Source organism: Rhodococcus sp. B10 (assembly GCF_011770055.1).
Lineage (GTDB): Bacteria > Actinomycetota > Actinomycetes > Mycobacteriales > Mycobacteriaceae > Rhodococcoides > Rhodococcoides kyotonensis_B.
Map to the genome: position 1 here is coordinate 72,555 of NZ_JAAFYV010000026.1, position 11,176 is coordinate 83,730.

At 64.4% G+C, this 11,176-nt stretch carries 13 protein-coding genes; 3 read left to right on the forward strand and 10 right to left on the reverse strand.

Annotated elements, in window-relative coordinates:
- Positions 1 to 35: 35 nt before the first annotated feature.
- From RhoFasB10_RS17675 to RhoFasB10_RS17690, 4 genes are all read right to left on the reverse strand, one after another.
- A complete protein-coding gene (locus RhoFasB10_RS17675) occupies positions 36 to 662 on the reverse strand; it encodes a DUF305 domain-containing protein (protein WP_032364203.1) in 627 nt (208 codons plus the stop codon).
- A gap of 85 nt (positions 663 to 747) precedes the next feature.
- The gene (locus RhoFasB10_RS17680; RefSeq protein ID WP_032364204.1) at positions 748 to 1,167 is read right to left on the reverse strand and encodes a DUF6153 family protein; all 420 of its coding nucleotides are present in this window, start codon (positions 1,165 to 1,167) and stop codon (positions 748 to 750) included.
- Positions 1,168 to 1,218: 51 nt separating this feature from the next.
- Entirely contained in the window at positions 1,219 to 2,436 is a 1,218-nt protein-coding gene (locus tag RhoFasB10_RS17685) for an MFS transporter (protein WP_155289413.1), read from the reverse strand.
- Between the two features lie 63 nt (positions 2,437 to 2,499).
- Positions 2,500 to 3,084, reverse strand: a complete 585-nt coding sequence (locus RhoFasB10_RS17690; RefSeq protein WP_032364206.1) for a TetR/AcrR family transcriptional regulator — start codon at positions 3,082 to 3,084, stop codon at positions 2,500 to 2,502.
- Positions 3,085 to 3,169: 85 nt separating this feature from the next.
- Between RhoFasB10_RS17690 and RhoFasB10_RS17695 the strand changes: the two genes are divergently transcribed.
- On the forward strand, positions 3,170 to 4,564 hold the full coding sequence (locus RhoFasB10_RS17695) for an MFS transporter (RefSeq protein WP_032364251.1): 1,395 nt from the start codon (positions 3,170 to 3,172) through the stop codon (positions 4,562 to 4,564).
- 24 nt (positions 4,565 to 4,588) lie between these two features.
- Here RhoFasB10_RS17695 and RhoFasB10_RS17700 read toward each other — a convergent pair whose 3' ends face one another.
- The 4 genes from RhoFasB10_RS17700 to RhoFasB10_RS17715 form a co-directional block, all read right to left on the reverse strand.
- Complete coding sequence (locus RhoFasB10_RS17700) at positions 4,589 to 5,047, reverse strand: VOC family protein (protein WP_240931215.1); 459 nt, start codon at positions 5,045 to 5,047, stop codon at positions 4,589 to 4,591.
- Positions 5,048 to 5,200: 153 nt separating this feature from the next.
- Positions 5,201 to 5,524 carry an alkylmercury lyase gene (locus RhoFasB10_RS17705; protein ID WP_167677681.1) on the reverse strand — a complete coding sequence of 108 codons (324 nt, stop codon included), beginning with the start codon at positions 5,522 to 5,524 and terminating at the stop codon, positions 5,201 to 5,203.
- A gap of 256 nt (positions 5,525 to 5,780) precedes the next feature.
- Complete coding sequence (locus tag RhoFasB10_RS17710) at positions 5,781 to 5,921, reverse strand: hypothetical protein (protein ID WP_167674217.1); 141 nt, start codon at positions 5,919 to 5,921, stop codon at positions 5,781 to 5,783.
- A gap of 360 nt (positions 5,922 to 6,281) precedes the next feature.
- The gene (locus RhoFasB10_RS17715) at positions 6,282 to 7,397 is read right to left on the reverse strand and encodes a hypothetical protein (protein WP_167677683.1); all 1,116 of its coding nucleotides are present in this window, start codon (positions 7,395 to 7,397) and stop codon (positions 6,282 to 6,284) included.
- A gap of 167 nt (positions 7,398 to 7,564) precedes the next feature.
- On the opposite strand from RhoFasB10_RS17715, the gene RhoFasB10_RS17720 reads away from it, so the two are divergent.
- A complete protein-coding gene (locus RhoFasB10_RS17720) occupies positions 7,565 to 8,662 on the forward strand; it encodes a ferredoxin reductase (RefSeq protein ID WP_068421095.1) in 1,098 nt (365 codons plus the stop codon).
- A 34-nt stretch (positions 8,663 to 8,696) separates the two neighbouring features.
- Positions 8,697 to 10,115 (forward strand): acyl-CoA desaturase, encoded by a 1,419-nt coding sequence (locus RhoFasB10_RS17725; RefSeq protein ID WP_157105205.1) that lies wholly within the window; start codon positions 8,697 to 8,699, stop codon positions 10,113 to 10,115.
- 20 nt (positions 10,116 to 10,135) lie between these two features.
- Here RhoFasB10_RS17725 and RhoFasB10_RS17730 read toward each other — a convergent pair whose 3' ends face one another.
- Together RhoFasB10_RS17730 and RhoFasB10_RS17735 are read right to left on the reverse strand one after the other, a co-directional pair.
- The gene (locus RhoFasB10_RS17730) at positions 10,136 to 10,780 is read right to left on the reverse strand and encodes a CoA transferase subunit B (RefSeq protein ID WP_167677685.1); all 645 of its coding nucleotides are present in this window, start codon (positions 10,778 to 10,780) and stop codon (positions 10,136 to 10,138) included.
- On the reverse strand, positions 10,777 to 11,176 hold a 400-nt coding region (locus RhoFasB10_RS17735; protein ID WP_167677687.1), incomplete at its 5' end, for a CoA transferase subunit A. The genes RhoFasB10_RS17730 and RhoFasB10_RS17735, both read right to left, overlap by 4 nt.

Genomic DNA, 11,176 nt, shown 5'->3' on the forward strand with positions numbered 1-11,176 from the left:
GAGAGGATGCGGCCATCGTTGTGTGGCGGGCCGGGTCAGCCGAGCAGCCGCTGCATGGTCTCGATTTCCTGCTGCTGAGTGGCGACGATGGCGCGTGCCATCTCCAGGGCGTCAGGATTGGAACCGTCCGCGATTTCGGTGTTCGCCATCTCGATGGCACCGGTGTGGTGGGCGATCATCATCGTCAACCACTGGCGGTCGAATTCCGGTCCCGACGCTGCCATCAACGCGTCCATGTCCTGAGCGGTCATCATGCCGCTGCCAGAGCTGTGGTCCATCCCGCCCATGTCACTCATGTCCATGTCGGGCATGGGCTGGCCCCACTCGGTCAGCCATGCCGTCATCTGGTCCATCTCGGGCTGCTGTGCGCCGGCGATCGCCGATGCCAGCGACAGCACGTCCGGGTTGTCGGTGCGGCCGTTCGCCATGTCGGCCATCTCGACTGCTTGTGCGTGGTGCGGATACATCATCTGCGCGAACATCACGTCGGCATCGTTGAACTCTGCGGACGCGCTTGCTTGGGCCGAGGACATCGGTGCGGAGGACATCGAGCCCATGGAATGCCCGTCCATCGACGAATCGGTCGAGTCGTTGCTACAGCCGACGACGAGGAACGCGCTGGCGGCGGCAGCAGCGAGTGAAGCCATGACTTTGGTACGCATGTGGAATCTCCTTGCAAGAGTGGACAATCAGGGGTGTGTGACGTGTTTCGGTCCGCCGGTCGACGCGCGTCTACCGGGCTCCCTGTCACACTCGCAAGGTCACCGATCTGTCCAACTCCCACAAGGTCCACGGCGGTGCGCGCTCCAGGATGGAGTCTGTGCGCCCGGCGATCCCGTCCACCGCTGTCGGCGACTGGCCTGTCTCGGTGCTCATCGTCGGGACGGACAACGCGGCCCACGACACCGGAGTTCCCACACAGGGATGCATCATCTGATGCGCCGACGGACAATCGTGTTCCCCGAACATCACCGAAGCCGAGCTACTGCCCGGGGCTGTCGACGCCATCGCGGCATGGCCACCGGTCATCGACTCCGACATCGGGCCAGCCATCGACGATGCCGGTGTCACAGAATGCATCAACAACACCCCGAACACCGTCACTGCAATCAACAATCCGATCGCCGAGGCTGTGCCCCGTCGAGTGCGACGAATCGTCGAGTTCATGCTCTCGACGGTAACAGGGCATACCCCCCAGGGGTAGCGTCGGTGCATCGTTCAGCTGGCCAGTCGGACGTCAGCTCTCGGTCGTGCGAACCAGTGAACCAACACCCCGCTCGCGACACTGAGTGTTGCGAGCGTCGGCATCGCCACCACGATCGCCCTGTCGAGCCCCCAGAAGGTTGCGAGCGCACCGATCCCAACCGCAGTGAGACCCTGCGACAGGTACGCCACCAAGTACATCAACGACAGTGTCGCGGCCCGCGTCTCGGCCTCGGAGGCTGCGACGACCATCCCGAGCCCGCCGTAGAACATCAGGCCGTACCCCACCCCACTGATGACCGCAGCGAGCAGGAAGACCGTGAGCAAGTCCACGTTGGCTGCGGCGACGAGGGTGACAGACCCGGTGGCGGAAAGCACCGAACCGGCCAAAGATGCGGACGTCGGCGAACCGCGGCGGGCGATGATGGACGCGGGAACGATGGCAACAGCCCAACACGCAAGTGCGCACGCGGCGACGAAAGCGTCGACGGTACCGACGAGATCCCTCACGATCTGCGCACCGAGCCCGATGAACACCGCGCCCATCATGAAGGCCACGGTGAGGGAAGCAACACCGATGGCGAACTGCATTCGAGTTCTCGCGGGTGCTCGCACCCGACTGGGCCGCCATCGAACATTGCTGCGCGTGGCCTCCTCGGGGAGGAACCACACCAGCGGCAGCAGAGCAATCGTCACGCCGAGCAAGATGGCGAACGGGAACGTGGTGGGCAAGGCGGAGTACTGCACGAGCGCACCGCCGACAACGAGCGCGAGTGCGGTACCGCTGGCCGTCGCCGCCGTATTGACGGAAGTGGACAGTGCCGCGGTGCGGCGCGGTGCGAACTCGACGAGTGCGGCGCTGGCCGCACTCATCGCGATACCGACCCCGAGTCCTTGAAGAGTGCGGCCGATGAAGATCGGGACGAGACCGCTTGTGACCACGAACAGCGCAGTGCCGACAGCGACCATGCCGACGCCGGCAAGCAGTACGCGGCGTCGCCCGATCGAGTCCGAGAGAGACCCACATGCAACGAGAGCGAGAACCAGCGCTACCGGGTAGGTAGCGAACAACGCGGTCGTGACGACCTCACCTACGCGCCACCGATCCGCTAAGAGCGGATAGACCATCGACGGCGCGCCGCTCGCCCACAACGACACAACCAGGACGCCCGCCGCCGTCGACAACGCCACAGGTAACGGCAAGGTCTTGCGTGAACGAGGGCGGCGGTTCACCGATCTACGCCGACCGAACCGACGGTGTGCGACCAACCGAGCGGAAGGTGGTGCGCCCAAGCCTCAATGGGTGTCGAGTAGAGCAAGGATGGTCCTCACGATCAGATCGGGTGCGTCCATCGAATCCAGTCGCCCTGCTGCTATCTCGGCTCCGGCACCGTGAAGGACCTGATGGAGCACGGCGACTTGCCACGAGGTGGGCATGTCACGTGAAAACAGTCCTGCACTGCGTCCGCGTTCGATCAACGATTCGACCCGGCTCGCGGGGCCGTCGTGAAGCTCGCGGATACGCGCTGGGGGGAGTTCTTCCTCGGCGGCGGCAATGACCGATCGTGACCGGTCCACCAGCTCCCAGCTGCTGTGAATGAGCCGGGACAACGCTTCTCGGGGATCCCCACCCAGATCGACCGCAGCCAACGTCTGCTCACCGCGATCGATCACACGCGCCACCACGGCATCGATGAGCGCTGGGCGAGAAGCGAAGTGACCGTAGAGCGTCACCCGCCCGAGACCGGCTTCCCGTGCGATATCGCTCATCGTGGCGTTCTGCCGCCGAGACAGGCAGACGATCGCAGCATCGAGGATGCGCTCGACGTTGCGCACCGCGTCGGCTCGTTTACCGCCTACCTGTGACGTATCGGTCGTCATAGAACCCTCACTTCCCGAACACGTTTGTATGAGTTACGGTACCAGTGTCCAACTCAAACAACTATGTACAACTTAGGAGGCAGTGGTGACCACGTCGAAAACGACACCGGAAGCGGGCGAAGGGCTTCACCCGAAGCGATGGCTCGCACTGGCCCTGCTGGGCACAGCGCAGTTCATGCTGATCCTCGACGTCACAGTGGTCGCGATCGCGCTACCGCAGATGGGCATGGACCTGGCCCTCTCGCGGGAGGCGGTCACGTGGGTCGTCGCCGCATACACCCTGACCTTCGGCGGCTTGATGCTCCTCGGCGGGCGTAGCGCGGACCTGTTCGGGTCCAAACCAATCGTCTTCGCCGGCCTGGCCGTCTTCACCGCCGGCTCGCTAGCGGCCGGACTGGCTGCCAATGCCGAGTTCCTGCTCGGCGGCCGCATTGTCCAAGGCATTGGCGCGGCGATGCTCTCACCGGCGGCGTTGTCGGTGGTGGTGCGCCTGTTCGCCGGCGACGAACGCAACCGCGCCCTGGGCATCTGGTCGGCATTGGGCGGCGGCGGCGCGGCGGTCGGTGTCCTGCTCGGTGGCCTGATCACCGCCGGACCGGGATGGCCGTGGGTGTTCTACGTCAACATCCCGGTCGGCCTGATCGTCATTTTCGGCCTTCTGCGCGTCCTTCCGCCCCTCGCCCCAGCTCCCGGGCCGCGTCCCGCGCTCGACATTCTCGGTGCAGCGCTGGTCACCGCTGCGACCGGATCGGCGATCTACTCGTTGACCGTCGCCGGTGAAATCGGATGGACCAACCCGCAGACCCTCACCGCAGCCGGGGCAGCGGCAGCGCTCTACCTGCTGTTCTACTGGCGACAGCAGGCCGCGTCCTCTCCGCTGATGAACCTAGGACTGCTCAGCCGACGTCCCGTCGGTGCCGGAGTGTTCGTGATCCTGATCGCAACAGCCCTGATGGTCGCAGTGTTCTTCCTGGGCACCTTCTACTTTCAGCAATCCGCCGGGCACGGCCCCCTCGTGACCGGACTGTTGTTCCTACCGATCGCCGTGGCCACGATGACGGGAGCGAACCTCGGCGGACGCCTCATCGGCCGCTGGGGCGCACGAATCCTCGGCACCGCCGGGATGCTCATCGCAGCGTTGGGATTACTTGTGCCAGCCCTGTGGGCAACCACCGCGGCGACCACGATCGGCGTCAGCTTCGGCGCATTCGGTATCGGCGCGCTGTTCGTCGTCGCCTCAGCCACCGCGCTCGGACAGATCGGCCCCGAGGAGGCCGGCATCGCATCCGGCCTGCTGAGCACCTTCCACGAATTCGGTGCATCCATCGGCGTGGCCACCGTCTCGAGCATCGCTGCACTCAGCCTCGTCGCGGGTGGCGGTGACACCGGGTTCCAACACGCGTTCCTCTTCGCCGCAGCCGCTGCTGCACTGGCCGCAATGATCTCCGCCGTCGTCATCCCGCCACGCCCCGCACTCTGATCGTGCAAAACCAGGCACCGCCGGTCAGGAAGTGGTGAAAGCGTCACCGTCACCGTCGACGAATGAGCTCTCGGTCCGGATAGTGTTCGTGGAGAACGTGATCAGGTTGCCGTCTCCGTCCACGGACGCGAATTCCATCGTCCCCCAGTCCGTCGCGACGGGGTGGCCGGCGTCTGCCGGGTGCAGAACGCCCGCGCGCGAGAGTTCGTCGTACAGCGCGGTGACCTCGTCGACGGTGATGCGGCAACTGGCCGTTCCCGCGAGGAAGGTCTCCGCTCCGCTGCACACAGGCCAGGGTGCGGTGTCGGGCCGGCTGCTCCAGCTGTCGTCGTCGGCGGCCCACAGGTGGATCTCGACGTCGTCTCGAGTGAGCTTGGCGAAGGTGGGATCGGAGTACTGCGCCGTGAAGCCCAAGGAGCGGGTGTAGACAGCGACAGCTGTCTCGATGTGCCGTACCGGCAGTGCGGGGACCGCTCTGGACATACGCATAGGCAACACTAACGCCAATGAACGGCACGAGGAAGCGAACGCTGCCGTGCCTTCGGGGAGTGCGTGCGGGCCGAGGTGCACGGTCGCCGCGCGGACGCTACCGCTCGGCGTTCGACCGGGTCGGCGTGACGCGACCCTTCGCTGCGTTCATCGTTGCAACGCTTCGCCTTTGGATCGCAGCGACGCGGCGAGTTGGTCGACGGTCGGCAGACCCGCCAGGCCGCGGTCGGTCGAGTAGACGCGGCAGGCAAGTTCGGTCAGTTGCACGGCATCGTCGAAGGCGTCGACGCCGTCAACGAGGATGGTCGGTGAGCCTGCGAAGGCCGACGCCGCTGCCTCGGCGTCGGAGGAGATCAGCCGGCGTCCGATCTCGATGTCTGACTGTCCGATCAGGCTGGCTGCAGCACGAACCCGGTCCGCAGCTTCCTGCCAGTTCGGGCATCCGTCGAAGTACAAGATCTCCACCTTCATTCGAGCGAGTCTGCCCTCGAATCGGATGGCGTGCCGGTGCGGCCACAACGGGGGTCAGTTCATGGTGAGATCGTTTCGGCTGCAACGGGCGAGGCGGCGATCGTGCACCTGATGCTATTCGGCATCCTTTGGCATCAATGTTGTGCAGATCACACTCCAGTGGGCTCAGCACGACCTGTGAACGCGGAACGCAGCGGGCTCGATCTCCTCGGTGTCGTTCGATGGCTTGAATGCGTCCCCGGTCCAGCCGGCCCGATCACTCCTCGGACTCGTCTTCGCCCTCCGCCTGACTGGTTTGCAGTTTCGCCTTGTCGGCGAGCATGTGCGGATCCGAGTCGGGATCCTGGTCGGGGTCGTAGCCTTCGGGCCGGTCGGGTTGTGTCGCGTCTGTGCTCATACTGCGGCGATACCCGGACGACCCCGATCGAATCCTCGGCCTATCGCCTTCGCGTCGGTCAGGCCGCTTCCATACACGAGAGCGCCGGTTCCACGATCGTGCGAAGCTCACCGCCGAGCGGGACCAGAAAGTCACTTCTGACCAGGAAGGAGTATGCACCTACTCCCGAGGTTTCGTTCTGCACCAGCACAAGTCCGTCGTCCCGTACGTCTCGAACGATGACGTCGACGGGAATCGAGCCGGGTGTGAAGGTACAGCGGTCGCCAACGTGCATTGCAGACCTGTACCCCGCCCCCGCACACTTCACACCTTCACCGTTCGGCCAGAGTTCCCTCGGGCACACACGGACGAGAACCCGACCTAACGGACGCCTGCGTCCGCCGAGCTGAATTCGTCGTACCGCAGAACGGCCGCGACGCCGTCTTCGGGCGTGAACCGTTCGTCCGTGCGCACGATCGACGCACCCACTCGAACAGCAGCCGCGACCACTGCCTCGTCGGCCGGAACGGTCTGTGCGTCGGAGGCGCCGTACTCGGACAAGGCGTCGACGTCGGCCGCGACCATCCCGTCCGCCGAGACCACAGTCCGTTGGCCGAGATCGCCCACGATGAGCGTGTCCACGTTGCCCGATCGCAGAGCGGAGGACACACCTTCGACGCCCTGCGCCGCTCGACCGGTGCCCTCGTACTGATGAAACCGCTGGACAGCTGCATCCACCGCCGCCAGGCGACGTCGTGCGAATTCCTCGTCGATCTTGTCCCGGGTCGCCTGCGTACCGGCGCCTGCGGAACGAGAGGCGCCGTCGATGGTCACCGTACGCTCCCGGACTCGGTCGGCCACGTGTTCGAGCAACTCTGCTCGTGCTCGAGCGTCGCCACCGACAAACACGACTCCGACGTCGTACCTGTCGACCGCTGTGTCCAACTCGGCGGCGACAGCACGGAGATTCTTGCGAGCAGCCTCTTCCGCCCGTGGTTGTGGGTCGCCGTAGCCTGCCGTTTCTGCACTCGACGCCTTGTGCACCGGATAGCCGTCGCCGTCGACGGACGTCGTCCACGTTTCCCCGTCCTCCGAGTGCAGAGTCAGATCCGCGCCTTCGTGGTCGACGAGGGCAACCGCGTACGCGACGGATTCGACGCCGTGTTCGACGATGGGAACGAGATAGGGCAGGTCCGACACGCGTACTTCGGTTTTCACGGCGGGACGTACGAGATGCTCGTCCACGAGCACTCCGTTCCGACCGGCGATGACAACGCGGCCGCTGGGCCCGGACGGTGGGGTGGCGACGGTCATGGCGGTCTCGATCGCGCCGGTCAGGGAGGCGTCGGCGCCACGCTCTTCGAGTTCTTCGACCACCGCACGGGCGGTCAACTCGGCAACGGCAGACGCGTCCTCGGAGGTGTGCGTGTCGTCGTAGTACACGGTGGCGAACGGTCCCGGCTCGTCCACAAGCGCCCGAAATCGATGTGTCTGCATGGGTGTCACTCCTTCACGAACGTATGCAGTGCTCCCTCTCGGGTGCCCGACTCGCGCCCAGGCAAACCCTGGGTGTCAGGCCGGACGTCGTGAATGTTTCTCATCGATCTTTCGAATCAGATCGCGATTTCTCCACCCCGATGCCGACGGGCGGTTAGGTTGCAAGTGTGGCTGAGCGCGGGGCAGAACCGAAGGTCTCACTGTTGCGCCGGACGGCGCTGCGCGCGGTCCGGCTGCTGTTCAATCCCCTACGGCCGGACGACTATCTATCCCTCATCAACCCGCTGTGGACGACGCGGGAGCTGCGTGGGCAGGTCGTGCGCATTGCTCCTGAGGGTTCCGACGCGGTGTCGGTGTACATCAGGCCCGGGTTCGAGTGGACCGGTCACATTCCCGGCCAATACGTTCGTCTCGGGGTACTGATCGACGGGCGCTACCACTGGCGTGCGTACTCGTTGACGTCCGATCCCGATCCCGTGGACGGCCTCGTCAGCGTCAGCCCGAAGCTGGTTCCCGACGGCACCGTGTCGCCGTACCTGGTGGGAACCATCAGGACCGGGGACATCGTTCGCCTCAGCGAAGTGGAAGGCGAGTTCACCCTCCCGGATCCGCTTCCGGACAAGATGGTCTTCATCAGTGCGGGCAGTGGAATCACGCCCATCATCAGCATGCTGCGCAGTTTGGATCATCAGGACCGGATCTCCGACGTCGTCGTCGTTCATTCGGTGCACAGTCGCGAACAGCTCATGTTCGCGGACACCCTCGAAGAATTGGACGCTCGACACGACGGACTGCGCCTCGAACTCCGCATCACCAGCGACGAGGGACGAATGAAGGCGTCGGAACTGGACCAGCTGGTTCCGGATTGGAGGGAGCGCGAAGCATTTTGCTCCGGACCGGGCGAACACCTGGAGGATCTGCGGTCCTACTGGAAAGAGCAAGGTGATCCCGACCGGTTCCATCACGAAAGCTTCCAGCCCGTCATCGGCGGTGACGCCGGCGACGGTGAAGGCGGAACGGTCCGGTTCCTCAACAGCGACAAGGAGGTCGAATGCGATGGCGGCACGACCATCCTCGCCGCGGGAGAGAACGCAGGCCTGGATTTGACCTTCGGCTGCAGGATCGGCATCTGTCACACGTGTGTAGGAACTTTGAAATCCGGACGGTTACGAGACCTGCGCAACGGGGAAGTCTCGGAGCCGACAGGACAAGCGGTTCGCATCTGTGTGAACACGGCAGAAGGCGATATCGCCATCGAACTCTGAACTTTGCACGACACCGAAGGGAACACTTGTGAGCATCGACCATGCCCCCCGAACCGAACCGGTCAATCCTCTCGCGCATCTGAGCGACGAGACCATCGCCGAACTGGCCAAGGAATTCGACGCGATCCACGACGAGGTGTATGCCAGCCTCGGCGCGAAGGACCGCAAGTACATCACGTCGGTCATCGCGGCGCAGAGGCAACTCGTCGCTGCCGGCCGTGTGCTGTTACTCGGATCGACGAGCAAACCTGCGTGGGTCGCGGGAACCGCATGCCTGGGCGTCGCGAAGATTCTCGAGAACATGGAGATCGGCCACAACGTCATGCACGGACAGTGGGACTGGATGAACGATCCGGAAATCCACTCGTCCGTGTGGGATTGGGACACCGCGTCCACTTCCGAGTCGTGGAAACACTCCCACAATTTCGTGCATCACACGTACACGAACATCCGAGGCAAGGACAAAGACCTCGGTTACGAAATCATGCGGATCGACCCCAACCAGAAATGGCATCCGGTCTATCTTTTTCAGCCGTTCTACAACGTGCTGCTGATGGCATTCTTCGAATGGGGTGTCGCTCTGCACGATTTGGACATCGAGGCCATTCGACGCGGTGAGAAACCGGCGAAAGACGTCCTCCACGATCTGAAAGGCATTGCGGGCAAGGCACGACGTCAATTCGTCAAGGACTACGTGGGCTGGCCGGTCATCAGCGCGGGAGCTTTCGCCCTCGCCCAGCTCGCCAGCGGCGGCCGCCTGCGCGAGAGCAAGAAGTCGAGACTCGCTGCGCGACTGCGGAATTCGTCGACATCATCAGGCGTGTCGAAACTGGCATCGCTGTTGGACAAACGGTTCAGTGGCGTCGAGAGCACGTTCCTGTCCACACTTACGGCCGACTTCACCGCGAACATCATTCGGAACGTGTGGGCGCACGGCATCATCTTCTGCGGCCACTTCCCCGATCAGGCGTACACCTTCAGTCAGAAAGAGGTGGAGAACGAGACGCGTGGTGGCTGGTACGTGCGTCAACTCGTCGGCGCGGCCAACATCGACGGCGGTCCCCTGTTCCACTTGATGAGCGGAAACTTGAGCTATCAGGTCGAGCACCACCTCTACCCCGACATGCCGAGCACCCGTTACTCGGAAGTGGCGCCGAAGGTGAAGGACATCTGCGAGCGATACCAGTTGCCCTACAACACCGGACCGCTGATGCAGCAGTGGGGCATGGTGCATCGCACCATCGCGCGACTCGCGTTCCCCGGTGGGAAAGCCCGTCCGAAGCCGGGTCCGTACCGCCCCGAGGAAGCGTGGCGACGCAAGTTCAGTGAGGAGCCGGGCGAAAGCGAGGCCGCCCGGTCCCGCAGCCGCGTCCCGGCCGGCCATCCGGATGCAGGCCCCGAACATTCGTCCGGGGGCGTCGACGTCGAGCCGCCGCCGCGGGGCGACGACTGACGGCGACACAGGCGTTCACGTCATGCCACCAACGGGGCTCCGGTAGCGGCTCGGACCTGTTCCTCGGTGATTCCGGGTGCGGTTTCGACGAGCCGGAGTCCGCCCTCGGTGACGTCGAGGACGGCCATGTCGGTGATGATGCGCTGTACGCATCCCTTGCCGGTCAGCGGAAGTGAGCACTCTTCGAGGATTTTCGGCTCGCCCTTTCTGGAGACGTGTTCCATCATGACGATGACGCGGCGGGCGCCGTGGACGAGATCCATGGCCCCGCCCATGCCCTTGACCATGTGCCCGGGGATCATCCAGTTCGCGAGATCACCGGTCTGGCTTACTTGCATGGCACCGAGCACGGCGACGTCGACCTGACCGCCGCGGATCATGCCGAACGAGGCCGCCGAATCGAAGTAGGACGCACCCGGCAGGACGGTGATCGTCTCCTTGCCCGCGTTGATGACCTCGGGGTCGAGTTCGTCCTCGGTCGGGTACGGCCCCACACCGAGAACGCCGTTCTCCGAATGCAATACGACGGTGATGTCGGTCGGTAGATAGTTCGGCACGAGCGTCGGCATCCCGATGCCGAGGTTCACGTATTCACCGTCGAGCAATTCCTGCGCGACCCGGGCCGCCATCTGTTCACGGGTCAATTTGATGATCGTCTCGCTCATGCCCGCACCGTCCGCTGCTCGATTCCTACTGTCACCTTGCCGACGTGCACCACACGCTGCACATGGATGCCCGGGGTGTGAATATCGTCCGGGCCGATCTCACCGGGCTCGACGAGTTCCTCGACCTGCGCAATCGTGATGCGTCCCGACGCAGCTGCGGGCGGGTTGAAGTTCCGGGCGCTGGCATGAAACACCAGGTTGCCGTGCCGGTCACCTTTCCAGGCGTGGACGAGGGCGTAGTCGGCGACGATGCCGCGTTCCATCACGTAGGTGACGCCGTCGAATTCGCGGGTCTCTTTCGGAGGGCTCGCCACCGCGATGCCGCCGCTGCCGTCGTAGCGGAGCGGCAGACCGCCGTCGGCAACCTGTGTTCCGACGCCCGCCGGGGTGAAGAAC